The organism is Denitromonas iodatirespirans, assembly GCF_018524365.1.
Classification (GTDB): Bacteria; Pseudomonadota; Gammaproteobacteria; order Burkholderiales; family Rhodocyclaceae; genus Nitrogeniibacter; species Nitrogeniibacter iodatirespirans.
In genome coordinates, this window is sequence record NZ_JAEKFT010000012.1 from 84,245 (window position 1) to 110,262 (window position 26,018).

A 26,018-nucleotide genomic window follows, 5' to 3' on the forward strand; every position below is an offset into this window, starting at 1 on the left:
GGGGTGCCACCCGCCGTGGGGCCCCGTGGACGGTCGCGAAGGCGCTTCCACGGGGGCGTCCGGCTTACTCCAGCGTGAAGCCGATCAGCGCCGCGCCGCCGGGCAGGTCCTTGATCTGCGGGAAGGCGCCGGCCAGGAAGCCGGGCGCGTGCGAGCCGAGGCCGGTCGGGATGGCGATGTACTGCTTGCCGTCGACCGCGTAGCTCACCGGCCCGCCACGCACGCCGGAGCCGGCGTTGAAGTGCCACAGCTCCGTGCCGTTGTCGGCGTCGTAGGCATACAGCCGGCCTGCCATGTCGCCGGTGAACACCAGCCCGCCAGCGGTGGTCAGCACGCTGCTCAAGGGCGGCAGTTCGTAGCGGATGCTCCACTTGAGCTTGCCGGTGAGCGGGTCGCGCGCATCCAGCCGGCCGTCCGGCGTCTTGCCGCCGGGCGGCGGCACCAGCTTGATCTCGTCGATGCCGAGCGACAGCGCGGAGAGGGCTTTCAGGCTGGCCGGGTCGTCCTTGCCCGACACCACCTCGTTGCACACTTCCATGCCGTGCGAGTACCACAGGCCGGTGCCGGGGTTGTAGGCGCCGTGGTTCCAGCTGCGTGCGCCGAGCAGGTTGGGGCACAGCAGTTCGCGCTTGCCCGGCTGCGGGCGGCGCGGTTCGATGAGGGCGCCGGTTTTCGGGTCGATGCCCTTGGCCCAGTTCATGTTCTCGGCGAACTGCCACACGTTTTCGAGCTTGCCGTCGGCCTTGTCCATCACGAACACGAAGCCGCTCTTGTTCAGATGGACGATCACGTCCTTGCCGTCCTTCTTCACCACCAGCGCTTCGTACGCCGAGTCGAAGTCCCACACATCATGCGGAATCTCCTGACGGTGCCACTTGAGCTTGCCGGTTTTCGGGTCGAGGGCGAGCAGGGTGGCGGTGTACTTGTTGTCGCCCTTGCGGTCGACCCCGTAGAAGTCCGGCGCGGCGTTCGAGGTGCCGATGTAGATGGTGTCCGACTGTGCGTCGTAGGTGCCCGGCATCCATGCCGAGCCGCCGCCGCGCTTGCCCGAGTCGCCCGGCCAGCTCTCTGGGTCGTCCTTGATGACTTCGAAGGTCCACGCCGGCTTGCCGGTGTCGGCATTGACGGCGTAGATCTTGCCCGCGATCGGCTGGTCGCCGCCGGTGGTGCCGCCGAACAGCACATCGCCGGCCAGTTGCGGCGGGGCCGAGAACAGCGCGCCGTGCTGGGTCTTGAGGTCGGTGAGCTGAGTGGACCACAGCGCCTTGCCGGTCTTCTGGTCCAGTGCGATGAAGCGCCCGTCGAGCGTACCGACGAAAACCTTGCCGCGTCCCACCGTCACGCCGCGGCTGGCGGCGGCGTAGAACACCTGGCGGGAGATCGGGTCGAGCTTGGGCTCGTAGTGCCACAGCGTCTTGCCGGAGGCGGCATCGACGGCCCACACGTTGTTGTAGGCCGAGATGTAGTACAGCACGCCATCGAGCACGATCGGCGTGGCCTGCAGGCCGTGGGTGATGTTGCCCGGCTGGTGGATCCACGCCACCTTGAGCCGCTTGACGGTGTCCTTGTCGATCTGGGTCAGCGGGCTGAAGCGCCAGGCGTTCGAACTGCGGTGGTACTGCGGCCAGTTGTTGGGGTCGTCGAAGCCGGGTTTGGCGTCGCCGGCGGCAATCGCGCCGGTGCAAACAAATGCCAGCGCGAGCGGCGCCAGACGAAGGGATGTGATTGGGTTCATGGTGTCTCCATCATTCTTGTAGGGGGTGCGGCGCAGGACGGCCGGTGCGTCAGAACGCGAAATTGAGACCGACGTTGAGCAGGGTCGACGACTCGCCCACGGCCGGGATGCCGGCGGCGACGATGCTGGTTTTGAGGGTGGCGGCCGAGCCGGCGTCGACATGCGCCATCTGTACGTAGAGCGTGGTGTCCGGGCGGATGGCGTAGTCGTTGCTGATGACCACGTTGGTGGTCTTGTCGTCGGGGTTGCGGTCGTCCTTGTTGTGGTAGTAGGCGAGGGTGGCGGTGTGTTTCGGGCGCCATTTCCAGTCGATGCCCAGCCCCAGCGCGCCGACATCCGAGACCTTGGCGCCGGCGCGCGTCTCGTTGGTGGCCTTGAGGTAGTTGGCCTTGAAGGTGAAGGGGCCGTAGGGCACCGCGATGCCGACGCCGCCATGCTTGACGTTGTTGTTGCCGGTGTCTTCGTCCTTGATGACTTGGTAGGACGCCGACAGCGTGACCGGCCCGGTGTAGGTCGCGCCCAGCGCCCAGGCGCTGTTCTCGGTGGTGCTGCCCGACTTGCCGCCCAGCGCCCACAGCACGCCGAAGCTCACCGGCCCGACGGTGTGGCGGTACTGCACGGCGTTGTTGAAGAAGATGCCGACGTCGTTGTTGGTGTTGCGCTCGGTGCCCACCGCGCCGGCCGTGGCCGCGTACTGGTTGTAGGCCCAGGCGTAGACGTTCGAGAACTGTTCCTTGAAGCCGCGCGCCTCGGTGCCGACATGCGCCAGCAGGGCCGGGCCGTATTGGCGGCCCAGCGTCACGCTGCCCCAGTCGCCGCTCAGGCCGATGTTGGCCTGGCGACGGAACAGCGGCGAGCCGGTGCCGTCGGCGTCGCCGGAGCCGTGGAACATGCCGTTGTTGAGGTCGAAGTGCGCTTCGAGGTTGAAGAAGGCCTTGAGCCCGTCCTCCAGATCCCGCTCGCCCTTGAAGCCGATGATGGTCGGCGTGATCCCGCTGGTCTCCAGCGAGGACTTGGCCTTGCCGTCGGTGCCCGATTTGCTCTGGTAGAGCAGGCCGGCGTCGAGGAAGCCGAAGATCGAGATCTTGGTCCCCGCCACCTCGCCGATGACGGTGTCGGCGCGGGCAAGGCCCGGCGCGGCGCTCAACGCCAGCGCGGCCAGCGCCGTGGCGATACAGCGCCCGGACGGATTCGGTTTGGTTTTTTTCATGTGACTCCCCTGTAGGTCTCTTTGGCTGGATATCGGCGTCTCCGAAAGCGGATGACGACGCGCCGCTGTGTGCTGCCCGGATGGGCGGAACGCTTGGCAGGACGAGCCACGGCAACTTCCATGCCATGGAAAAACACACGAAAAATCAATGGATAGCATGTTCGGGTAAGGCCCGCGGAGCGACATCTGGCGCTGTCGCACTGCGACGCCCGCGACATCTGTGTCAACCGATGCGCGACGGCGTAAACCGGCTTTTGGGCGGTGGGGGCGACCCTGGGTCGACGGCTTTTCAGACGCTGATACACCGCCCCCGAACATCCGTTTCATTCCCTGCGACAGATGTCGCAGGCGCTGCGACACCAGCGCCCGTCGGCGGTGTGCGAACGGCGCGCGATCTGTCAAAAAAATTCAATCGGATCAATTGGTTGGAATGTTTTTCCGGGGCTTGCCCGGCCTCTGGCACTGCTCTTGCGATCGGGGTTGGCGAACCGGTGCCACGAGGGGCCGGATACAGGACCGCGGTCCTGCCGACACATAGCAAGAGCAAAGGAGGCGAACTGTCATGGACCCCACGTCCGAACAGCTGCTGTGGATGTACGAAAAGATGGTCGAGATCCGGGAATACGAGGAGACCATGGCCAAGGTCTATCTCGAGGGCAAGCTGCCGCCCAAGATCCAGAAAGGCCTGGCCTTTGATATCGGCGCCGGTCCGGTGCCGGGCGAGATGCACCTGGCCGCCGGCCAGGAACCGGTGGCGGTGGGGGTGTGTGCCCACCTGCGCCGTGAAGACACCGTGGTCGGCGCGCACCGCCCGCACCACTTCGCGATTGCCAAGGATGTCGACCTGCTCGGCATGACGTCCGAGATGTTCGGCAAGGCCAACGGCCTGGGCAAGGGCAAGGGCGGGCACATGCACCTGTTCGACCCGGCGGTGAAGTTCTCCTGCAGCGGCATCGTCGGTGCTGGCGCGCCGCAGGCCTGCGGGGCCGCGCTGGCGGCCAAGAAGCTGGGCAAGGACTGGGTGGCGGTGTCTTTCTTCGGCGAAGGGGCGGCCAACCAGGGTGCCTTCCACGAGGCGCTCAACCTGGCCTCGCTGTGGAAGCTGCCGGTGATCTTCGTCTGCGAAGACAACAAGTACGGCATCTCGGTGGAGAAGTCGGCCTCGACCGCCATCGAATCCAACGCCGACCGCGCGGCCGGCTACGGCATGCCGGGCGTGCTGGTCGACACCAACGACGCGGTGGCGGTGTTCCGCGCCGCCGGCGAGGCCGTGGCCCGGGCGCGGCGTGGCGAGGGGCCGACGCTGATCGAGGTCAAGACCGACCGCTACCTCGGCCACTTCCAGGGCGACCCGGAAACCTACCGGCCCAAGAACGAAGCGCAGCAGCTGCGCCAGCACGACCCGATCGTGATTCTCGGCGCGCAGCTGCGTGCGCGGGGCGAGCTCGACGACGCCAAGGACGCCGCGCTGCGCAGCACGATCAGTGCGCGCGTGCAGGCGGCCTACGAACACGGCCGCAACAGCCCCTACCCGGCGCCCGAAGACGCGCTGCTGCATGTCTTCGCCGACTGAGCGAACCCCCAGGATTCCAGGAGAAAACAAGATGAGCACTGCAAACAAAGTGCGCAAGCTGAGCATGGCCGAGGCCATCTCGGAGGGCATCGGCCAGGAGATGGCGCGTGATGAGCGGGTCTTCGTGATGGGCGAGGACATCGGCAAGTACGGCGGCATCTTCAGCGCCACCACCGGGCTGCTCGACCAGTTCGGCCCCGAGCGCATCATGGACACGCCGATCTCCGAGACCGGCTTCATGGGCGCCGCCATCGGCGCCGCCGCCGAGGGCCTGCGGCCGATCTCCGAGCTGATGTTCGTGGATTTCTTCGGCGTGTGCTTCGACCAGATCTACAACCATCTGGCCAAGAACACCTACATGTCGGGCGGCGCCTGCAAGTTCCCGGTGGTCATCACCACCGGCATCGGCGGCGGCTACAACGACGCGGCGCAGCACTCGCAGTGCCTGTACGCCATGTTCGCCCATGTGCCGGGGCTCAAGGTGGTGGTGCCGTCCAACGCCTACGACGCCAAGGGCCTGATGATCCAGGCCATCCGCGACGACAACCCGGTGGTCTTCATGTACCACAAGGGCATCATGGGCCTGTCGTGGATGTCCTACTTCGAGGGCAGCACCAACGAAGTCCCCGCCGAGCCCTACACCATCCCCTTCGGCCAGGCCAAGGTGGTGCGCGACGGCAAGGACCTGACCATCGTGACCCTGTCGCAGATGGTGCAGAAGTCGGTGCTGGCCGCCGACAAACTTGCCGCCGAAGGCATCGAGGCCGAAATCATCGACCTGCGCACCCTGGTGCCGCTCGACAAGGAGACGGTGCTGCGCTCGGTGGCCAAGACCGGCCGCCTGCTGGTCGCCGACGAGGACTACCTGTCCTTCGGCGTCTCCGGCGAGATCGCCGCCATCGTCGCCGAGCAGCTCAACCACCTGCAGCTCAAGGCCCCGGTGCGCCGCCTCGCGGTGCCCGATGTGCCGATCCCGTTCAGCCGCCCGCTCGAGCAGTTCGCCATCCCGCAGGTGGATGCGATTGCCGCCGAAGCGCGCGCGCTGATGCAACTGACCCTTGATTGAAAGCGAGAAACAGCATGACTGACATTGTTCTGGATGACGCCGTGTGGGCGGACGTGGAAGAGGGCACCGAAGCCCTGCTGCAGGAATGGCAGGTGGCCGCGGGCGAGCAGGTCGAGGCCGGCCAGGTGCTGGGCGTGGCCGAGCTGGTCAAGACCACCCACGAGATCCTGGCCCCCACGGCCGGCACCATCACCCGGCTGGCGGTGGCGGCCGACGACACCTTCGGGCGCGGGGCGGTGCTCGCGGTGCTCGAGGCCTGAGCCATGAGCACTCCGGCAATCACCACAGCCGGCGCCGAGGCGGCGGCCGAGCGCCTGGTCCCGCTCACCGGGCTGCGCGGCGCCATCGCGCGCAGCATGGGGCAGGGCTGGCAGATCCCGCGGGTGGCCCACTCGGTCGAGGTGGACGTCAGCCGCTTCGAGTCGCTGCGCGACGCACTGGCCGGCGAGGGTAACAAGCCCAGCCTCACCGTGCTGCTGCTGCGGGCGGTGGCGCTGACCCTGCGCGAGCACCCCGGCCTCAACGCGCTGATGCGCGACAAGGCGGTGGAGCGCATGCCCGACATCAACCTCGGCGTGGCGGTGAGCCTCGACGACGGGCTGATGGTGCCGGTGATCCGCGAGGCCGACACCCTGTCGCTGCCGGCGCTGTCGGCCGAGCTGCGCCGCCTCGCCGAAGGCGCCCGTGCCGGCACGCTCAGTGCCGGCAGCTACCAGCGCGCCACCTTTACGGTGAGCAACCTGGGCATGACCGCCATCGACCGCTTCTCGCCGATCATCAACCCGCCGCAGGTGGCGATCCTCGGCGTCACCCGCGTGGTCGACCGGGCCGTGGTGCGCAACGGGCAGATCGTCGTTGCGCCGATGATGGGCCTGCACCTGGTGTTCGACCACCGCGCCATCGACGGCTACCCGGCGGCGGTGTTTCTCGGCGACCTGGCACGCCGGATCGAGACGGCGGCGCTGTGATGCACTCGGCCGATCCTCATCTGGCGGTGGTCGGTTGCGCCGAGGAGCAGCGCTGGCACGAGGCTCTGCTCGAGCAGCCGGTGCGCGAACCGCAACTGCGCCTGTGGACCTATCGCTCGCCCGGCGTCGTGTTCGGCTGCTCGCAGGCGGCGCTGCTGGCGCGGGCACGACGCGGCGCGGCGCGGTGCGAGCTGGCGCAGCGGCGCTCGGGCGGCGGGGCGGTGCTGACCGGGCCGTGGATGCTCAGCACCTCGATCCTGCTGCCGCCGGACCACCGCCTGCTGGCCGGCGGCACGGTGACCAGCTACCGCTGGCTCGGCGCGCTGATCGCCGGCCTGCTGCGCGACATGGACGTGCCGGCCCATGCATTGGCCCCCGACGAGGCTCGCCGCACGCCGGACGACCCGGCGCTCGACTGGGCCTGCTTCGGTGGCCTGTCGCCGTGGGAGGTGGTGGTCGGCCGCCGCAAGATCGTCGGCTTGGCCCAGCTGCGCCGCCGCCACGGGGTGCTGCTCACCTCGGGCACCTTGCTCGCACGCCCCGACTGGGAGGCGCTGTGCGCGGTGGTCGATCGTCCCGCCGACGACGCCCGCGCGCTGGCCGTCGCCACCACCTCCTGCGAGGAGCAGCTCGGCGCGGCCCCGCTGGTCGAGAGCTTCGCCTCCGCCCTGCACCAGATGCTCACCGACGTGCTCGGCGAGTTCCCCAACTGCGCCGCGGTGGCCTGACCGCCATGGCGCCGCTCAACCCCTGCATGACCTGACGTAACACAACACGAGGAGACATCATCATGAAAGACGATCAGCTGCAATCCGCCGCGGCGCAAGGGATGCGCGTGGTGGAAAAACGCGTCGCCGTCAGCCGGCGCGCATTTCTCAAGGGCTCCGGCCTGGCCGCGGCCGGCGTGACGGCGCTGTCGGCGGGCAGCCTGATGTTGCCGGCGCGCGATGCGCTGGCGGCCGAATTCACCCATCTCGGTGCCGACATCGGCAAGACCCTGTTGGTGATGGCGCGCGACATCTTCCCCCACGACAAGATCTCCGACCGCTTCTACATGCTCGCCATCGAGCCCTATGACGCGGCCGCGGCCAAGGACCCGGCGCTCGCCAAGCTGATCAGCGACGGCGTGGCCCAGCTCAACGCCCTGGCGCAGGCGAACTTCATGGCGCCGTATGCCGAGGTGCCCACCGAGACCGAGCGGCTGACGCTGCTCTACACCATCGAGCACGGCGCCTTCTTCCAGAAGATCAAGGGCGACATGGTCACCGGCTTCTACAACAACAAGGCGGTCTGGCCCCTGTTCGGCGAGGAAGGCTCGTCATGGGAGAAGGGCGGCTACATCGCCCGCGGCTTCGACGACATCGACTGGCTGCCCAAGGCCTGATCCCGACAACGACAAGAACAGATGGAGACAAATCCCATGAGCAAGACCTTTTCCAAGGACGACAACAGCGTCGTCGTGATCGTCGGTTCGGGTGCCGGTGGCGGCACGCTGGCCGACGAGCTGACCCGCCAGGGCGTGGATGTGGTGATCCTCGAGGCCGGCAAGCACCACACCCAGGAAGACTTCGAGAACGACGAGTGGGCGATGTTCGCCAAGATCTCGTGGCTCGACAAGCGCATCTCGGCCGGCGGCTGGCATCACACCGAAACCTATCCCAACCTGCCGGCGTGGATCGTCAAGGGCGTGGGCGGTTCGACCATGCACTGGTCGGGCCTGGCGCTGCGCTTCATGGCGCACGAGTTCAAGACGCGCACCACCTACGGCCATGTGCCGGGCGCCAACGTGCTCGACTGGCCGATCAGCTACGAAGAGCTGGCGCCGTACTACGAGATTGCCGAGCGCAAGATGGGCGTGGCCGGTACCAAGGCCAGCGGCCTGCCGCCGATGCCGCCCAACAACCACTACAAGGTGATCGAGGCCGGCGCGCGCAAGATCGGCTACAAGGACATCGTGCGGCCGGTGGCCTCCAACACCCGGCCCAACGACGGCCGCCCGGCCTGTCAGCAGATCGGCTACTGCATGCAGGGCTGCAAGATCGGCGCCAAGTGGTCGACGCTGTACTCCGAGATCCCGCGCGCGATGAAGACCGGCCATGCCGAGCTGCGCCCGCAGAGCATGGTGCTGCGCATCGAGCATGACAAGAGCGGCAAGGCCACCGGCGTGCTCTACGCCGACAAGGACGGCAAGCAGCATCTGCAGAAGGCGCGCGTGGTGTGCGTGGCCGGCAACTCGATCGAGTCGCCGCGCCTGCTGCTCAACTCCGCTTCCAGCATGTTCCCGAACGGCCTGGCTAACTCCTCCGGCCAGGTCGGGCGCAATTACATGAACCACACCACGGCGGCCGCGCTCACCATCAACCCGGGGCCGGTGTACATGTATCGCGGCTTCGACATCGCTGCGGTGGTCTCCGACGAGGTGCCCAACAACCCCGACCGCGGCTTCCTCGGCGGCTACCACCTCGAAGGCCTGGCGCTGCACCTGCCCTTCGCCGCGGCCTTCATGAAGCCGGGCGGCTGGGGGCGCGAGGTGAGCTCCGCGCTGGAGAAGTTCGACCACATGAGCTGCGTGTGGGTGTGCGGCGAGGATCTGGCGCAGGAAGAGAACAGCATCACCCTGCACCCGACCGAGCGCGACCAGCACGGCCTGCCGATCCCCATCGTCACCAAGACCGACCACACCAACGATGCCGTCATGCGCCGCCACGGCCTGGCCCAGTGGCGCAAGCTGTCCGAAGCCGTCGGCGCCACCCGCGTGATCGACATGCCGCCCTATCCGGCCAGCCACAACATGGGCACCAACCGCATGAGCGAAAAGGCGCGCGACGGTGTGGTGAACAAGTGGGGGCAGACCCACGACATCAAGAACCTGTTCGTCTCCGACGGCAGCCAGTTCACCTCCAGCGGTGCCGCCAACCCGACGCTGACCATCGTCGCGCTGGCGATTCGCCAGGCTGAGTACATCGCCGGGGCCATGCGCCGTCGCGAGCTCTGAGCCCGCTTTGGCCGGCGTGCCTGGTGCACGCCGGCCCGTCGAACGCGCTCCTCCACGCGTGAGCTTTGGGGGCCCGCCTTGCGGCGCCCCGTCTTTTTCGCTGGAAGCGTTTTGGTTGCACCGGCAACACCCCCGAGAACCTCAACAAGGACACCACACCATGACCCCCTCCACATCCTCCCTTGCCGGGCGCTGGCTGCGCCACGGCATCGCCGCCGCCGCCCTGGCCGCCGCATGGCCGGCCGCGCAGGCCGACAGCGTGCCCGGCATGCGCGGCGTCGAGCACTTCGGCTTCACCGTGCCCGATGCGCAGCAGGCCGTCGATTTCTTCGTCGGCGTGATGGGCTGCAAGGCCTTCTTCACCATCGGCCCCTTCGGCCCGTTCAAGGACAACTGGATGAAGGAGAACCTCAACGTCAATCCGCGCGCGGTAATCCCCGTGGCGCACCTGGTGCGCTGCGGCAACGGCACCAACTTCGAGATCTTCGAATACACCTCGCCCGACCAGAAGATCCAGCCGCCGAAGAACAGCGACGTGGGCGGCCACCACATCGCCTTCTATGTGGATGACCTGAAGGCGGCGATGGCCAACATGCGCGCCAAGGGCGTGAAGTTCCTCGGCGAACCGCACCTGTTCACCGAAGGGCCGCTCAAGGGCCTGACCTGGATCTACTTCATGTCGCCCTGGGGCATGCAGCTGGAGCTGGTCACCGCGCCCGAAGGCCGCGGCTATGAACAGACCATGCGTGAGCGGCTGTGGGACCCGCGCCAGTAAGCGCCGGGCGCAGGGCGCGCTGGCTGCGCGCCCTGGCGCTGAGCGCCGTGCTGCTGGGGTTTGGCGGCACGGCGACGGCCCATGTCCAGGACTTCATGGCGCGCGTCGTCCATCTGGTGCCGCGCGACGGGGCGCTGCGCGCCTATGTGCAGTTGCCGCTGGCGCTGCTGCTGTTGCCGCCGGACTGGCAGGCGGGCGGCGACCAGGCGCCGCCGCCCTTCCTGCGCCGCGATGCCGATGGCCGCCTGGCGGTGGACGTGCCGGCCCTGCATCGGACCCCCGACGCGCTGCGTGAGCGCCTGCGCGAGGCGCTGCGGATCGACGGTCGTCTCGGCCGGCTCGAAGGCGCGCGCATCGACACCCTGGCCGGGCGCGATCCCTTCACCTATCTGCCGGCGGTGGAGCACTATGTGGCACCGACGCTGATGCTCGGCGAGGCGGCCGAGCTCGATCTGGCCGACGCGGTGGTGAGCCTGCGCCTGCGCTTCGACGCGCCGCTCGCCGGTGCGGCGCCGGTGCTGACCGGCAGCGCCGGGGAGTGGCCCGAGCTCGGCGCGCGCGCGGTGAACATCGTGCGCCGCCATGATGACGACGGCCGGATCGACGCCTGGCAGAGCCTCGGACCGCTGAACCTCGCGCTCGGCACACCGGTTGCGGACGCGCCCGCCCAAGCCGGGCCATCGGGCTTTGCCGGCTATGTCGCCTCCGGCTTCGAGCATGTGCTGATCGGCCTGGACCATGTGCTGTTCATCCTGGTGCTGCTGCTCGGCGCGCGCGGGCCGGTGCATTTCCTCAAGCATTCGCTGGCCTTCACTGCCGGGCATTCGATCACCCTGTGTGTCGGGGCGGCCGGCGGGCTGTCGGCGCTGGCGTGGTTTGCACCGGGGGTGGAGATGGCGATCGCCGCCTCCATCATCTACGCCGGCGTGCGCATCCTCGGCAATGGCAAGCGGCCCATGCTGGCGCCGGCGGTGTTCTGCGTGGGCCTGGTGCATGGCTTCGGCTTCTCGTTCGCGCTGCAGGAGGTCGCCCCGGCCTTGTCGGGCAGCTTCGCGAGCGTGGTGCTCGGCTTCAACCTCGGCATCGAACTGGGCCAGCTGGCGCTGTCGCTGGTGGCCGCGCCGGTGCTGTGGGCCGTGCATCGCCTGTGGCGCCATCCGCAGGTGCACTACCGGCAGGCGCTGGTGCTGCCGTGCGTGGCGGTGGCCTCGGTGTGGCTGATCGAGCGCAGTGCCTTGTTGCTGGCGGTGGTTCAGTAGGGCGGATGCGCCTTCCGTGGCTATGTGGCGCAACAAGTGGTTTACTAGGACACGACAAAAACGCCATCGATAGGAAGATGGCGTGGCAGTGACACACATAAGCGCGGGCCATCATGGACCCGGCGTATCTCTAGCGCGATCCGGCTAATGCCGGGCGCGCCAGGAGGAGACTTGAGCATGCACGACATCGACCAACGAGCGCATATCGAGCGCGTGTTGTCCGTCACCCGCAGCGCCGAGGCCAAGGCGGACCGCATCCAGCGCTCCTGGCAGCGCTGCATCGAAGACTACGACCTCGACCCGACCCGCCCGACGCCGGCCCACATCATCGAGGGGCCGCGCCTGCGCGAGCACCGCGACCAGATCGAGGATTTTCTGCAGGTGGCACGCACCGGCATGGAGCAGCTCTACAAGCGGGTCTGCGACCTCGGCTATGTGCTGCTGCTGACCGACGCGCAGGGCGTGGCGGTGGACTTCATCGGCAACGACCGCTGGCAGGGCGAGCTGCGCCGCTCCGGCCTGTACCTGGGGGCCGACTGGAGCGAGGCGCGCGCCGGCACCTGTGCGGTGGGCACCTGCATCGCCGACCGCAGCGCCATCACCTGCCACCAGATCGACCATTTCGACGCCTCGCACATCGACCTGACCTGCAACAGCGCGCCCTTGCTCGACCCCACCGGCGACTTCATGGGCGTGCTCGACGTCTCGGCGCTGACCTCGCCCTCGCCGCGCGAGAGCCAGCACCTGGCGCTGCAGCTGACCATGATGTACGCCAAGATGATCGAGGACGCCAACTTCCTGCATTTCTTCCGCGAAGCCTCGGTGCTGCGCCTGAGCGCGGCCTGGCCGATGGTCGACCTGAGCGGCGAGCTGATGCTGGCCTTCGACGCCGACGGCGTGGTGGTGGGCGCCAACAGCGGCGCGCGGCGCACGCTGCAGACCGGTCGCGACGGCGAGCCGGACGGCGAACTGGTCGGCACGCCGCTGGACGCCATCTTCCGCGAGGGCATGGCCGAGGTGTGGCGCATCGCCCGTGCCGGCATCGCCAACGCGCGCGCCGCGCTGACCACCCATCAGCTCGGTGTGTTCTACGCCGACGTGATCGCGCCGCGGGTCATCGCCAGCCACCGGCCGGCGGCCGACAGCGTCGAGACGGCGGTGAGCGCGCCGGCGCTCGACCGGCTGGCCGGCGACGATCCGCAGATGCAGCGCCTGATCCGCCAGGCCAAGCGGCTGGTGAACAAGTCGGTGGACATCCTGCTCCATGGCGAGACCGGTACCGGCAAGGAGGTGGTGGCCAAGGCCCTGCACGAGTCGAGCGAGCGGCGCGACCAGGCCTTCGTGGCCATCAATTGCGCGGCGATCCCCGAGTCGCTGATCGAGAGCGAACTGTTCGGCTACGCGCCCGGCACCTTCACCGGCGGGCGCAGCAAGGGCATGAAGGGCCTGATCGCCCAGGCCGACGGCGGCACGCTGTTCCTCGACGAGATCGGCGACATGCCGATGCATCTGCAGACGCGTCTGCTGCGCGTGCTGGCCGAGAAGGAGGTCACCCCGCTGGGCAGCGACAAGGCGCAGGCGATCCGCCTCACCGTGGTGGCCGCCTCGCACCGCGACCTGCGCAAGCTGATCGCCGACGGCCTGTTCCGCGAGGATCTCTACTACCGCCTGTGCGGCGCCATCCTCTACCTGCCGCCGCTGCGCCAGCGGCGCGACAAGGTGTTCCTGATCGACCGCCTGGCCAGCGAGGAGGCGGCCGAGATGGGCTGCACCATGAGCATCGACCCGCAGGCCATGGCCGTGCTGTGCGCCCACCCCTGGCCGGGCAACGTGCGCCAGCTGCGCAATGTGCTGCGCTTTGCGCTGGCGGTGAGCGACGGCGGCCAGATCCGCCTCGACGACCTGCCCGGCGAGCTGATGGAGCCGGCCGCGCCGGTGCATGACACCGCACCGGCGATGGCCACGCCGCAGGCCCCGGCACGTACCGTCGCGGCGGATCGCGCATCGTGGCGCGACCAGGAAGGGCAGTGGCTGCTCGAAGCGCTGCAGCGGCACAAGTGGTGCGTCACCGCCGCGGCCGACGAACTCGGTCTGTGCCGGGCCACGGTGTACCGCCGCATGAAGCGGCACGGCATCGTTCCGCCGAATCTTCAATGAACGCTGCCCCGGCACAGGGCCGGGGCAGCCCGTCACGACGGCTCAGGCCACGAAACGCACCTGCGCCTGCGGGGTGCGGGTGTCCATGTTGCGCCCGCGGTTGAGGTGGTCGTCGATCTCCGCCGCGCAGCCGATCATGCGGCCGTACAAGAAGGCGGTGAAGGCGGCGGTCTCCAGCTCGGCGCGGCTGATCTGCCCGGCGGCCAGTGGCTGCCACATGAGCTTGAGCAGCAGCGTGGCGATCAGTGCATCCACATTCACGCAGAACACATTGCGCGTCACGCCCTCGTCGAACAGGGCCTGCACCAGGCGGCGGTAGTAGTCGTGGAAGACGTTGTACTCGCCGCGCGCCTCGAAGCGCTGGCGCACGAAGGCTTCGCGCGGGTCGATGTTCTCGGGCTTGTCCTTGAACACCGGGTGGTTGATGCACGGGATGTTGTAGCCCGGCCCACCGCTTTCCTTGCTGGCCGCCTTCTGCGCGCCGTATTCGCGGGCGAAGTCGCGCGCCATGGTGTCGAGGTCGAGGCCATGGCCGGCATCGCCCGGGTCGGTCAGCGCCTGGCCGGCGAAGCGCTCGAGCAGGAAGGCGACGCCCTCGAAGCCGTTGCCGCCGTGGGCGTAGCCGGTGTGCGAGAGGAAGCCGACCATGGCCTTGTTGAGCTGCACCCGCGCCGGGGTTTCCGGCCCGTCGGCCGAGACGGCGCCCTTGGCGCCCTGGGCCGAAATCGCGCCGGGGCCGTTGGTGAGCAGCAGGCCGGTGAGGGTCTGGAAGGCGAACAGATCGTCGGCGGCCGGTGCGCGGCCGAGCAGGGCGAGGGCGGCCAGTTCGGTGAGCGAGCGCACGCCGAGCACCTCGTCGTTGGGCAGGCCGCAAAAGCTGTCTGGCCGGTGCCGTGCGGCGTCGGCCGAGGCGCCCAGCAGCGTGCCGATCAGGCGCATCCAGGCCGGCAGGCTTTCGATCGTCGTGCGGGAAATGCGCTTGCGCTGCAGCGGCCCCCAGGCGACCGTGGTGGTGAGCGCGGCGAGCACCGCGTCGGCGCGCGGATGGCCGCCCAGCGCGAGCAGCCAGCGCAGCGGCACCGAGCGTGCGCCGCGCAGCGCCACCGCGGCCAGCAGGGCCTCGGCCCGCGGGTCGGGCTCGGCCTGCAGCAGGCGCTCGCGGGCGGCGTCGTCGATGGGCGCGCGCGATAGCGCGAAGTCTTCGTCATGAGCGGCGGCGAGGCCGGCGGCCGAGAACACGTCGATCATCAAGGCGGCGGCCTCGCGCGCGCCGTCGGACAGGCGCGGGCCGAGCAGGCTGGCGGCCGCGGCGAGCACCGCGTTGGGCGCGTTGCCGGCCTCGCGCGCGGCCTGGGCGGCGGCCAGCACCGGGCTGCCGTGCAGGTTCACGAAGGCGGCGACGGCGACATTGAGCAGGGCGCGGTCGTTGTCGCCACCGGCTTCGTGCACCAGGGCCAGCGCCAGGTTGGCTTCGAGCGGTTGCTGGGCGGCCTGCAGCATCGACACGCCATGCAGGCTGGAGACATGGCTCTTGGGGTCCATCTGCGAGGCGCCCGAGGCGTCCTTCAGGTTCTGGCGCGGGAACACCGTGCCGACCTGACGCGCCAGCGCGGCGATCTGCGTGTGATAGGGGGCGATCGCCTCGACCACCGGCAGATCCAGCGCGGCCGGCAGCGTCACGCCCATGTTGCTGCCGAACCACGGTTTGAGATCCATCGAGCCTTCGGGCTCGAAGTCGGGCAGGGTGGCGTTGGCGCGCATCACCGCGGTGAGCGCGGCGGGGATGTGGGCGATGTTGGTGACCACCGCGCCCTTGGCCGAGAACACCGGGTTGTCGGGGGTGAACAGGCCGTCGACGCCGAACTTCTCCATGAACCAGCGTTCCTTGGCCAGGGCGTCGTCATTGCCGCCGGCCATCGCGCCGGCATGGCCGACGGCGCGCGTCAGCTTGGCCTTCCAGCGCCCGACCACGCAGGCCACCACGGGTTTGTTGAAGTCGGCCTCGCGTTCGTAGTAGCCACCCGGCTCGCAGTACAGCACCGCGGCCTTGCTGCGCGCGTCGTTGGCCAGGGCGAAGGCGAATTCCGGCGCGGCATAGTGGATGTACACATCCTTGCCGCTGGACACCAGCGTGGTGGTGCCCCAGCCGGCCATGCGCAGGTATTGGGCGATGGTGGTGGTGAAGCCGCCGGAATTGGAGAGGATGGCGATCGAGCCGCGCTTGAGGGTGTCGCCCGGGCTGTCGCCGCCGAGCGCGCCGCCGATGCGCACCTGACTCCAGGCGTCGGCCACGCCCAGGCAGTTGGCGCCGAACACGTCGATGCCGGCCTGCTGCGCCATGGCGCGGATCTCGCGGGCGTCGTGCACCGAGATCTTCTCGGTGATGATGAAGATCTTCTCCAGCTCGGGATTGACCCGGATCAGCTCGGCCACGCCGTCGCGCGCCGCGCTGGGCGGCAGGTACACCACGCCGCAGTTGAAGCGGTGCCCGGCGTCCAGCCCTTCGCGCACGCTGTTGTAGACCGGGATGGCGCCCTCCGGCGTCTCCAGGCGCTGGCCGCGCCGCCCCGGCGAGGTGCCGAAGACCACGTTGCCGCCCGACCAGGCATGGCCGACCGGGGTGACCTCGGAGGACTCGCCACCGAGAATGTTGAGCACGCACACCCGGTCGTTGCGGGTGGCGATCTGCGCCAGGGAGTTGATCCCGACGTAGTAGTGGAAGTCGCCGATGCCTTGATGATGCATGTCCGTCTCCTTGAATCGCTTCGATGTCCGCGCTCGCGCGGGCTGTCTGTGTCGGCGCAGGGCGGGTTTCAACCCGCCATCGAGGGCCGGGGCGGGGTGAAATCCGCCCTACGCGGCCTTGGCCGGGGCTTCGAGGCCGAGCCGGGTGGCGATCTGTTCGCGCCCGCCGGCCTTCATCCATTCATTGACTTCGCGGGCGTAGTCGACCACCTCGCTCATCGCCGAGTCGAAGCCGAAGAAGCGGTAGGGCAGGCCGAGCGCCTCGCAGGTGTCGCGAAACACCGCCATGCCGCGCACCAGGTTCGGTCCGCCGCGGCCGATGACCACGAACAGCGGGGTCGGCCCGTGGCGGCTGAAGTGCTCGCGCAGCGCGTCGGCCATGGCGCGGAAGGTTTCGAAGATGTCGGTGTTGTTGGATTTGCCGCCGATGACGAACAGCACGTTGGACTGCGCCAGCCAGTGGTCGAAGCAGATGGCGGCCACCGATTTCATCTTTTCGTAGGGCGGGTTGCCGCCGAAATCGGAGGAGATGATGGCGTCGTCGCCGAGCATCTCGGTGACCAGCGAGTTGGCGCCGCCGCCGAAAGTCGGCGCCAGGATGGTGCCCTTGTCGTTGATCACATAGACGTCGCTCTGGCCCTGGTGGGTGCGCAGCTGGTTGATCTCCTGCTCGAAGTCGGAGTAGTCGGCGGCGAACAGGTGGGGTGGCAGGTTGAGCCGGTGCCAGCGGCTGTCGTCGCGATCGAATCCGCACTTGAAGTCGCAGGCCACCGGCGTCAGCCGGCCGCGGCGGTCGGGGCGCATGCGGATCGGGTTGAGCTCGAGCACCGTCATGCCGAAGTTGTGGTAGAGCTCCCACAGCTTGGGCAGCTGCTGCACCAGCGGCGAGATGATCTCGCTGGGCGCGCCGATGTCGATCAACGCGTTGGCCACCACGAAGGCCTTCATGCCGGTGAGGGCGTCGAAGGGCACGCGGGCGATGTGCTTTTCATCGACTTCCTCGATGTCCATGCCGCCGCAATGGGTGAGGGTCAGCGTCGGGGCGCGGAATTCGGTGGATACCGACAGCGAGAAATACACCTCGTGCTCGGCCGGCACGGCCCCTTCGAAGGTCACGCCGTTGGCTTTGGCCACCTGGTTGCCGTGGCGATGCTCGACGAAGTAGAGCCGCTCCTTCTCGGTCAGCGCGCTCTTCAGGTCGCGGGCACGGCCGAGCAGGCCGGCCTTGCCTTTCTTGCCGACGCCGCCCTTGAAGACGGGTTTGACGAAGACCGAACCGTGACGCTCGATCATGGCCTTGATGGCCTCCTCGTCGGCGTCCGGGCCCAGTACCTCGGCGCGCGGGAAATCGACGAAATCGAGCAACTGGCTTCCGTAAAGCATTCCTGTGATCTGCATGGCTGCCTCCTGGTTGCGACGGTGTTGTGTGATGTCGGCGTCGGGCGGTCGCATGGCCGGCGCCCGGATAGCGTGTGGTGGAGAAAAAGTTGCCCCGGCGGAAATCCCTCCCCGGCCGCCGGGGCCCAAGTGCGCCTGTCCGGCGGCGCGTCCCGGCCTCGGGCCGGAACGCTGCGCCGACGGTCTCCTCCCGCCGGCGCGCCGCCCACGGCCGTCCGCGTTTGCGGACGGCGGCGCGAAGGCCGGATCAGAAGCGGTGGCGGATGCCCGCCATCACCACGCTCGGATCGTCACCGGCGGCCGGCGTGAGGTTCCAGCCGTAGTTGGCGTCGTCCTTGTTGCTGATGTGCGAGTAGGCGGTGTAGAGCGTGGTGCGCTTGGACAGGTTGTGCATGTAGTACACCGACCAGCCGTGCGCATCCTCGGCGCCGGCCTCGTTGCTCTCGTCACGCGCGCCGTAGCTCAGGGCCACGGTGCCGACCGCGCTGACCGGGATCTCCGCGCCCAGCGCATAGCTGCGCGCCTTGCCCTTGCCCGCGGTGCCGCTCTCGCGATCCTGCGTGTAGAGCAGGTAGGCCTTGGCCACCTTGAAGTCGTAGGCGCCGGCGATGCCATGGGTGCTGGCCTTGCCGCCAGTGGCGTCGGTGAAATAGCTCTGGGTGGTGATCGCCGCGGCGAAGGGGCCGTTCTTGTACATGCCGGTGATGCCGTAGCCGCGACCTTCCTTGCGGGCGTCGTCGTTCGGTCCGGTGTTTTCGGCCCCGGTCCAGTAGCCGACGTCGGCCGAGAAGCCGCCGAAGCTCGGCGAGCGGTACTTGATCATGTTGTCAAAACGGGTTTCGTAACCGCGCTTGACCGAACCGGTCTTGCGGTGCAGCAGGCCGGCCGTACGGTCGGCGCCGCCGGTGGCTTCGAAGGGGTCGAGGGCGACGAAGGCCGGGGAGTACTGGCGGCCGAGCATCACCTTGCCCCAGCCGCCTTCGAGCCCGACGAAGGACTGCCGGCCGAACTGGCGGCCACCCTGACCGGTGGCGCCGGTATCGGGGTCGAAGCCGGTCTCCAGCACGAACAAGGCTTTCAGGCCGTTGCCCAGGTCTTCGGTGCCCTTGAAGCCGATGCGGCTACCGTTCAGCTCACTGGTGTCGACACCGGTGTGCTTGAGGCTGCCGGCTTTTTCGTAACCGAGGTTGATGTCGATGAGGCCGTAGATGGTGACGTTGGTGTCGGCACTGGCGACGGTCGGCAGACCCAGGGTGGCGGCCGCCGCGAGGGCGACGATTCCGGACTTGTGCATTGTTTCCTCCTTGTCGAATGTCTTTTTGTCTCCGCCGTGCAAGTCGCCGTGCGGTGGAGGCATTTCACGACAAGCCCCTTTCAGTCCGCTTTCGGTGCGCCGGTTTGCGTTGGCGGCCGGTAGCGGGCCGATAAATGACGACACCCCGCAAGGCGTTGCGGGGCGTTCGGCGGCGTGCAGCTGGGGGAGTCAGGGGGTCAGGCGCAGGAACAGTCGGTACAGCGACGAGGCGCCGAGCGTCAGCACGATGACGCGCAGCGCATGGCACAGCGTGACCAGCGGCACGCCTAGTTGCAGCACCTTGGCGGTGATGCACATCTCGGCCACGCCGCCGGGCGCGGCGGCCAGCACCAGGGTGGCAAGGGGCGCGTCCGACAGGGCGGCGGCACCGACGGCGATGAGCGTGCCGAGCCCGATGGCCACCAGGGCCGAGACCGTGGCGGCCGCGAGAAAGCGCGGGGCGGCTTGAAAGAAGGCCGGCGAGAAGCGGCAGCCGAGCGCGCAACCGATCAGCAACTGGCCGCCATTGACCGCCCAGACAGGCAAGGCCGACAGATTCAGGCCGGCGCCGGTGATCGCCCCGACACCGAGCAGCGGGCCGAGCACCCAGGCATTGCCGAAGCGCACCGCCGACAGCAGCGCCACCCCGCACAGGCTGGCGGCCAGCAGCCAGGGCAGGCGGGCGAGGTCGACGCCGCGCGCCAGCGGTTGGTAGAGATCGGTGCCGTGGGCGTCGGCGGCGCTCAGCGCCAGTGGCACGACGGCCACCACGATCATCACCCGCAGCGCATGGGCGGCGGCGACGCGGTCGACGGCACCGCCGAAGCGCTCGGCCACCACCGCCATCTCCGAGGCGCCGCCGGGCAGCGAGGCGAAGAAGGCGGTGGGGCGGTCGACCGGCGCCAGCGCCCAGGTCATCCGCGCGCAGAGCATGCCGACGACCAGTGCGCCGCCGGCGATCAGCCCCACCAGGAGCAGGTTGTCGCGCAGCAAGACCAGCACGGCGGGGGTGAAATACAGGCCGAGCGAGGTGCCGATCGCCCATTGCCCGGCCTGCCGTCCGCCGGGCAGGGGGCGCAGGCCGATGTCGCACAGGCGCAGCAGGGCCACCGCGAAGAGCGGGCCGAGCATCCACGGCAGGGGGGCGCCGAAGGCCTGGGCGCCATAGGCGGCCAGCGTGGCGATGGACAGGGTTACGGCGACCCGGGCCGCCGTCGAGGCACGGGCCGGGTCAGGAGATCCGGAAGGCATGAACGAGAGACACTCAGGCGCTCAGGGGGGCGGCGCCGCGATGTCGTGCCACTGGCGCAGGAAGTCGCGGCGCTTGGCCTGGTCGAGATAGGTGAGCAGGCCGGCGCCGATGGGGATCGGGCGGAAGGCGCCGCCGAGACGCTGGCGCAGCTCCTCGGCCGCTTCGTCGGCCGGCACGTCGGCGCGCACCGAGTAGAAACCGGGGTTCTTCGACAGCAGGCGCTGGCCGCGCGGCGACAGCAGGTAGTCGAGCCACAGCCGGGCCGCATGCGGATGGCGGGCCTGGCGGGAAATGAAGGCCACCCGGCTCATCACCAGGGTGTAGTCGCGTGGCAGCACCACCGCCAGCGTCGGGTCTTTTTCGGCGCGGATCTGGGCATAGGAGCCGAGCAGGTTGTAGCCGATCAGCGCCTTGCCCGAGGCGATCCGGTCGAGCATCTCGCTGGTGCTGGCGGCGGGCTGGATGGCGAGCCGGCCAAAGGCCTCGGCGAGGCGCCAGAACACCACCGGGTTGGCCAGCACGTCGTGGCTGTGCAGCAGGTAGCCGAGCCCGGACAGGGCCGGGTCGTAGGTGGTGATGCGGCCGGCAAACTGTTCGGGAGATCGCGCCAGCAGGCGCAGCAGTTCGGCATGGCTGCCGGGGACGTCTTCTTCCGGCAACAGTTTGCGGTTGTAGACCATGGCCACCGGTTCGAAACTGGTGCCGAAGGCTTCGTCCTTCCAGATCGCCCAGGGGGGCAGGGCGTTGGTTTCGGCCGAGCGATGGGGCTGGGCATAGCCGTCGTTGACCAGCTTGACCTGCAGGTCCATGGCCGAACTCCACATCACGTCGGCCCGCCCGCCGTCTTTCGCTTCGGCCAGGAAGCGGTGGTAGAGCTCGGCTGAGCTCATGTCGTGATACTCCACCCGGATGCCCGGGTAGAGCTGCACGAAGTCGTGCAACAGCCCCTCGGCCACGCTGCGATCGGTGGCGGCATAGATCACCACCACGCCCTCGCGCGCCGCCGCCGCTTGCCGATCGGCACTGGACTGCGCGTCGGCCGGACGCATGGCCGCGACCAGCGCCAGCAGCGTGGCCAACAGCAAGTGTCCGATCAGGCGGGGCGGGAAGATCACGGCGTTCCTTGTCAGGGTGCTTTCGCGTCGGGGGCTTTTACGGCAGGATAATTGATCGCTTTCCTTTCGATCTACTTTCAACCTAGAAACCGCAGCTGACCGCTTGTGCCTGGAAGTAAAGTATTGAACATGAGAACATTCCCGCCTTCGATATCGATCACCCCGCGGGTGAGAGCGCTACGCACCCGATTGCACGTCTGGCGGGCCGTCTGGCTGCGTTGCTCCTCCTTACAGGGGGGCGACCTGTGCGTCGTCGCGCCTTGCCGGTCAGCCCGCCAGCCGCACACTCAGGTGCGTCCAACTACGGTTTCTAGGTTCAAGCCATGCGCCTGCTGCTCGTAGAAGACCATGCCGAACTCGCCGAGTGGGTGTCGAAAGCCCTGGTACAGGGCGGTTATGCGGTCGATGTGATGACCCGTGGCGACCATGCCGCCCATGCCTTGCTGACCCAACCCTACGATCTGGTGATCCTCGATCTGTCGCTGCCCGGCCTCGACGGGCTCGAAGTGCTGCGCGGCATGCGCGCCCGTGAGGCGACGGCGCACATCCCGGTGCTGGTGCTGACGGCGCGGGACCGCACCGAGGACAAGGTGGCCGGCCTCAATCTCGGGGCCGACGACTATCTGACGAAACCCTTCGAGCTGACCGAACTCGAGGCCCGCATCAAGGCCTTGCTGCGCCGTGCCGGCAACCTGGTGCCGACGGTGCACATCGGGGCGCTGGCCTTCGACACGAACTCCCGTCTGGTGAGTGTGGCCGGCACGCCGCTGGCGCTCACGCCGCGCGAGCTGGCGGTGCTGGAGGTGCTGATCTCGCGCCAGGGGCGGCCGGTGGCGCGCGAGACGCTATTCGAGAAGGTCTTCAGTTTCGACGAGGAGGCGCGCCCGGAGGCCATCGAGATCTATGTCCACCGCCTGCGCAAGAAACTCGAGGGCTCGGGCGCCGTGGTGACCACCCTGCGCGGCCTGGGCTACCTCATCGACGAAGCACCGGACGCATGAGCCGGAGCGCCCCCGATGCGTGAGAGCAGCCTGCAGCAGCGGGTCGCGCGCTGGTTGCTGCCGCCCTTGCTGGTGCTGGTGGCGATCAATGCGGCGATGACTTACCAGGGCGCGCTCGATGCGGTGAATCGCGCCTACGACCGCTCGCTGAGTGCGTCGATCAAATCGATCGCCGAACGCATCCATTCGCTGGAAGGCGAGATTTCGGTGGATGTGCCGTATTCGGCCTTCGAAGTGTTCGAAGCCGGTGTGCAGGAACGGGTGTATTACGCCGTGATCGGGCCCGACGGGCGTACCGTGACGGGCTATGACGACCTCGTGCCGCCGCCCGCCCTGCGCGACCAGGGCGCCCTGATGCTGGGCGATACCACCTATCGGGGCAACACCGTGCGTATCGGCGTCTATCGCAAGCGCCTCTACGATCCGGCGCTGTCGGGCGGCGACTTCATTACCGTCGTGTTTGCCGAAACCACCGAATCGCGCGTGACCTTGGCACGGGAGCTGTTTCTCGACAGCATCCGGCGCCAACTGCTGCTGGTGGCGCTCGGTGCGGTGATGCTGGCGATGGCGCTGACCTCGGCCTTCAAGCCGCTGATCCGGCTGCGCGACACCGTTCGTGCGCGTCAGGAGGACGACCTGTCGCCGATGGACCGCGCCGGCATTCCCACCGAGGTACAGCCGCTCATCGATGCCATCAATCGCCATACCGAGCGCCTGTCGGCGATGCTGGCGGCGCGCCGGCGTTTCTTTGCCGACGCGGCCCACCAGATCCGCACCCCGCTGGCGGTGCTGACCACGCAGGCCGAATACGGCCAGCGCCAACTCGCGCCGGATGAAATGCGGCGCACCTTCCAGGGCTTGATGGGCACCATCCGCAGCACGCGGCGCATGGCCGACCAGATGCTGGCGCTGTCGCATGCCGAGTCGGCCGAGGGCAAGGTGCAGGCCAAGCAGGCGGTGGCGCTCAGCCGGCTGGTGCGCGAAATCGCGCTGGAGCTGGCGCCGGTGGCGCTCGACAAGCACATCGCGCTGGCGTTCGAAGAGGGTGGGGCGGCGTGTATCCAGGGCGATCCGCAGATGCTGCGCGAGCTGGTCGCCAATCTGATCGACAACGCCATCCGCTACAGCCCGCCCGACACCCAGGTCGAGCTGGCCACGCGGGTCGAGGGCGACGAAGCCGTCCTCAGCGTTTGCGACCAGGGACCGGGCATCCCGGTCGAGGAGCGGGACAAGGTGTTCCAGCGCTTCTACCGCATCCTGGCACCGAACAAGGCCCCGGGCAGCGGCCTGGGGCTACCCATCGTGCGCGAGATCGCGCTCGCGCATGGCGGCACGGTGCAGCTTGAGACGGCGGTTGGCGGCGGATTGTGCGTGCGGGTGGGGTTCCCGGCCTATCGCCGGGGGGCGTAAACGGACGACCCGCGGCCGGTTGGCCGCGGGTCGGTGGTGGTGGGAGGCTTCAGACCGTCGCCGGACGCTGGCGGCGGTTTTCGGCGACACGCAGCAGGCGCGGGCCGATCAGCATGGCGGCGGCAGCGATCCACAGGCCGATGGCGATTGGGCTGTTGAACAACACGCCGATTTCGCCGTCGCTGATCGACAGTGCGCGGCGCAGGTTCTGCTCCATCATGTCGCCCAGCACGAAGCCGAGGATGAAGGGCGCAATCGGGAAGTTCATCACCCGCAGCACGTAGCCCGCACCGCCGATCAGGGTGCCGAGCACCAGGTCGAAGGTGTTGCCATGCACCGCATACACGCCGACCATCGAGATCGCGGCGACGCCCGGCACCAGCAGCCAGTTGGGGATCGACAGGAACTTCACGAACACACGGATGAGCGGGATGTTGAGCGCCAGCAGCATGACGTTGGCGATGAACAGCGAGGCGATCAGGCCCCACACGATCACCGGCTGGTCCTGGAACAGCGTCGGGCCCGGGGTGATGTTGTACAGCGTCAGCGCGCCCATCATCACCGCAGTGGTGCCGGAGCCCGGTACGCCCAGCGTCAGCATCGGCACCAGTGAGCCGTTGGCCGAGGCGTTGTTGGCCGCTTCCGGGGCCGCCACGCCGCGCACGTCGCCCTCGCCGAACTGGTGGTCCTTGCCCGCCATGCGACGCTCGCTGGCGTAGCACATCGCCGAGGCGATGGTGGCGCCGGCACCCGGCAGCACGCCGATGAAGAAGCCGGCGAGCGAACAGCGCACCATGGTCCACTTGGCCAGCATGAACTCCTTCAGGTTGAACATCAGCCGGCCGGTGATCGCCATCGGTTCGGTCCCGCTGTGCGCCTGTTGCAGCATCAGCATGACTTCGCTCACCGCGAACAGACCGATGACGATGACGATGAAGGGGATGCCGTCCTGCAGGTGCAGCATGTCGAAGGTGTAGCGATACACGCCGCTGTTCGAGTCGATGCCCACGGTGGACAGCAACAACCCCACCAGGCAGGCGATCGCCGCCTTGGGCAGGGAGTCGCCGACCAGGCCGCCGAGGCAGCACAGCGCGAGCACCATCAACACGAAATACTCGGCCGGCCCGAAGGCGATCGCCCACTCGGCCAGCAGCGGCGCGAACAGCACGATACCGACGGTGGCCACCAGCGCGCCGCAGAACGAGGCCATGGCCGACATCGACAAGGCGGGGCCGGCAAGCCCTTTCTTGGCCATCGGGTAGCCGTCGAGCGTGGTCATCACCGCACCGGCGTCGCCCGGCACGTTGAGCAGGATGGCCGAGATCCGCCCGCCGTACTCGCAGCCGGCGTACACCGAGCACAGCAGGATCAGTGCCGACTCGGGCGGCAGCTTCATGGCGAAGGCGATCGGCAGCAGGATGGCAACGCCGTTGATCGGGCCCAGCCCCGGCAGCAGGCCGACGATGGTCCCGAGAAAGCAGCCGATCAGCGCGATCATCAGATTTTCGGGCGCACCGGCGACGGCGAAACCCTGCATCAGTAGTGCGAATGTGCTTTCCATGATCTACCCCAGGAGTTTGTTGAGCCAAAGCCCGGTGGGCAAAGCGACATCGAGCAGGCGGTCGAACAGGATGAACAGCCCGACCCCCAGGCCGATACCGCCGGCCACGGCCTGTTTCCAGCTGCCGCTGAAGAAGCGTGCGACCGGGATCACCATCAGTGCGGTGGCCAGGATGAAGCCGAGCTTGTCGAACAGGAAGGCGTAGATCAGCACGATCAGGAACAAGGCGCCGATGCGCTTCAAGACGGGCGGCGGCGCCCAGACCGTGTTGTGGGAAGCCTTTCCCAGCATCAGGGCGATGGCGCTGATGCCGAGCAGGGCGAGGATGAGGATCGGGAAGGCGCGCGGTCCGACCGGCTCGTAGGAAAACGGCGCTTCGAAGCTGCGCGCGATCCAGATGCCGGCGATGCTGACGAACAGCAGCAGGCCGCCGAGGATTCTTTCGCTCATGTCGGTCTCCAGGAGTGCCCGCACCCGTGTCGCTGCGGACACGGGGCGGAAGGG

At 68.4% G+C, this 26,018-nt stretch carries 21 protein-coding genes; 12 read left to right on the forward strand and 9 right to left on the reverse strand.

Annotated elements, in window-relative coordinates:
- Positions 1–64: 64 nt before the first annotated feature.
- Both I8J34_RS12370 and I8J34_RS12375 read right to left on the reverse strand, forming a co-directional pair.
- Positions 65–1,735 carry a pyrroloquinoline quinone-dependent dehydrogenase gene (locus tag I8J34_RS12370; RefSeq protein WP_214361717.1) on the reverse strand — a complete coding sequence of 557 codons (1,671 nt, stop codon included), beginning with the start codon at positions 1,733–1,735 and terminating at the stop codon, positions 65–67.
- Between the two features lie 49 nt (positions 1,736–1,784).
- Positions 1,785–2,945, reverse strand: a complete 1,161-nt coding sequence (locus I8J34_RS12375; protein ID WP_214361718.1) for a porin — start codon at positions 2,943–2,945, stop codon at positions 1,785–1,787.
- Positions 2,946–3,507: 562 nt separating this feature from the next.
- On the opposite strand from I8J34_RS12375, the gene I8J34_RS12380 reads away from it, so the two are divergent.
- From I8J34_RS12380 to I8J34_RS12425, 10 genes are all read left to right on the forward strand, one after another.
- Positions 3,508–4,518: a thiamine pyrophosphate-dependent dehydrogenase E1 component subunit alpha gene (locus I8J34_RS12380; protein ID WP_214361719.1), complete on the forward strand. Its 1,011-nt coding sequence runs from the start codon at positions 3,508–3,510 to the stop codon at positions 4,516–4,518.
- Positions 4,519–4,549: 31 nt separating this feature from the next.
- Positions 4,550–5,584 (forward strand): alpha-ketoacid dehydrogenase subunit beta, encoded by a 1,035-nt coding sequence (locus tag I8J34_RS12385; protein WP_214361720.1) that lies wholly within the window; start codon positions 4,550–4,552, stop codon positions 5,582–5,584.
- A 14-nt stretch (positions 5,585–5,598) separates the two neighbouring features.
- The gene (locus I8J34_RS12390; protein ID WP_214361721.1) at positions 5,599–5,844 is read left to right on the forward strand and encodes a lipoyl domain-containing protein; all 246 of its coding nucleotides are present in this window, start codon (positions 5,599–5,601) and stop codon (positions 5,842–5,844) included.
- Positions 5,845–5,847: 3 nt separating this feature from the next.
- Positions 5,848–6,552, forward strand: a complete 705-nt coding sequence (locus I8J34_RS12395; RefSeq protein WP_214361722.1) for a dihydrolipoamide acetyltransferase family protein — start codon at positions 5,848–5,850, stop codon at positions 6,550–6,552.
- Positions 6,552–7,280: a lipoate--protein ligase family protein gene (locus I8J34_RS12400; RefSeq protein ID WP_214361723.1), complete on the forward strand. Its 729-nt coding sequence runs from the start codon at positions 6,552–6,554 to the stop codon at positions 7,278–7,280. The genes I8J34_RS12395 and I8J34_RS12400 overlap by 1 nt, the downstream gene beginning before the upstream one ends.
- Positions 7,281–7,342: 62 nt before the next feature.
- Positions 7,343–7,936, forward strand: coding sequence for a twin-arginine translocation signal domain-containing protein (locus I8J34_RS12405; RefSeq protein ID WP_230411818.1), 594 nt, complete (start codon positions 7,343–7,345; stop codon positions 7,934–7,936).
- Between the two features lie 36 nt (positions 7,937–7,972).
- The gene (locus tag I8J34_RS12410; RefSeq protein ID WP_214361724.1) at positions 7,973–9,547 is read left to right on the forward strand and encodes a GMC family oxidoreductase; all 1,575 of its coding nucleotides are present in this window, start codon (positions 7,973–7,975) and stop codon (positions 9,545–9,547) included.
- A 160-nt stretch (positions 9,548–9,707) separates the two neighbouring features.
- Complete coding sequence (locus I8J34_RS12415) at positions 9,708–10,322, forward strand: VOC family protein (RefSeq protein WP_214361725.1); 615 nt, start codon at positions 9,708–9,710, stop codon at positions 10,320–10,322.
- A complete protein-coding gene (locus I8J34_RS12420) occupies positions 10,304–11,581 on the forward strand; it encodes a HupE/UreJ family protein (protein ID WP_214361726.1) in 1,278 nt (425 codons plus the stop codon). Before I8J34_RS12415 ends, I8J34_RS12420 begins: the two co-directional genes overlap by 19 nt.
- A gap of 177 nt (positions 11,582–11,758) precedes the next feature.
- The gene (locus I8J34_RS12425) at positions 11,759–13,738 is read left to right on the forward strand and encodes a sigma-54-dependent Fis family transcriptional regulator (RefSeq protein ID WP_214361727.1); all 1,980 of its coding nucleotides are present in this window, start codon (positions 11,759–11,761) and stop codon (positions 13,736–13,738) included.
- A 42-nt stretch (positions 13,739–13,780) separates the two neighbouring features.
- Here the strand turns inward: I8J34_RS12425 and I8J34_RS12430 are convergent, their stop codons facing one another.
- The 5 genes from I8J34_RS12430 to I8J34_RS12450 all read right to left on the reverse strand — a co-directional run bounded on the left by I8J34_RS12430 (position 13,781) and on the right by I8J34_RS12450 (position 21,542).
- Positions 13,781–16,483, reverse strand: coding sequence for a CoA-binding protein (locus I8J34_RS12430; protein ID WP_214361728.1), 2,703 nt, complete (start codon positions 16,481–16,483; stop codon positions 13,781–13,783).
- Between the two features lie 108 nt (positions 16,484–16,591).
- On the reverse strand, positions 16,592–17,881 hold the full coding sequence (locus I8J34_RS12435) for an ATP citrate lyase citrate-binding domain-containing protein (protein ID WP_214361729.1): 1,290 nt from the start codon (positions 17,879–17,881) through the stop codon (positions 16,592–16,594).
- Between the two features lie 247 nt (positions 17,882–18,128).
- Positions 18,129–19,175 carry a porin gene (locus I8J34_RS12440; RefSeq protein WP_214361730.1) on the reverse strand — a complete coding sequence of 349 codons (1,047 nt, stop codon included), beginning with the start codon at positions 19,173–19,175 and terminating at the stop codon, positions 18,129–18,131.
- A gap of 189 nt (positions 19,176–19,364) precedes the next feature.
- Complete coding sequence (locus tag I8J34_RS12445) at positions 19,365–20,426, reverse strand: AbrB family transcriptional regulator (protein ID WP_214361731.1); 1,062 nt, start codon at positions 20,424–20,426, stop codon at positions 19,365–19,367.
- A 21-nt stretch (positions 20,427–20,447) separates the two neighbouring features.
- Positions 20,448–21,542, reverse strand: coding sequence for an ABC transporter substrate-binding protein (locus tag I8J34_RS12450; RefSeq protein ID WP_230411819.1), 1,095 nt, complete (start codon positions 21,540–21,542; stop codon positions 20,448–20,450).
- A 323-nt stretch (positions 21,543–21,865) separates the two neighbouring features.
- Between I8J34_RS12450 and I8J34_RS12455 the strand changes: the two genes are divergently transcribed.
- Positions 21,866–22,543, forward strand: coding sequence for a response regulator (locus I8J34_RS12455; protein WP_214361732.1), 678 nt, complete (start codon positions 21,866–21,868; stop codon positions 22,541–22,543).
- Positions 22,544–22,558: 15 nt separating this feature from the next.
- The gene (locus I8J34_RS12460; protein WP_214361733.1) at positions 22,559–23,953 is read left to right on the forward strand and encodes a sensor histidine kinase; all 1,395 of its coding nucleotides are present in this window, start codon (positions 22,559–22,561) and stop codon (positions 23,951–23,953) included.
- 49 nt (positions 23,954–24,002) lie between these two features.
- Here the strand turns inward: I8J34_RS12460 and I8J34_RS12465 are convergent, their stop codons facing one another.
- On the reverse strand, positions 24,003–25,514 hold the full coding sequence (locus I8J34_RS12465; protein WP_214361734.1) for a tripartite tricarboxylate transporter permease: 1,512 nt from the start codon (positions 25,512–25,514) through the stop codon (positions 24,003–24,005).
- A gap of 3 nt (positions 25,515–25,517) precedes the next feature.
- The gene (locus I8J34_RS12470) at positions 25,518–25,964 is read right to left on the reverse strand and encodes a tripartite tricarboxylate transporter TctB family protein (RefSeq protein WP_214361735.1); all 447 of its coding nucleotides are present in this window, start codon (positions 25,962–25,964) and stop codon (positions 25,518–25,520) included.
- Between the last annotated feature and the right edge of the window lie 54 nt (positions 25,965–26,018).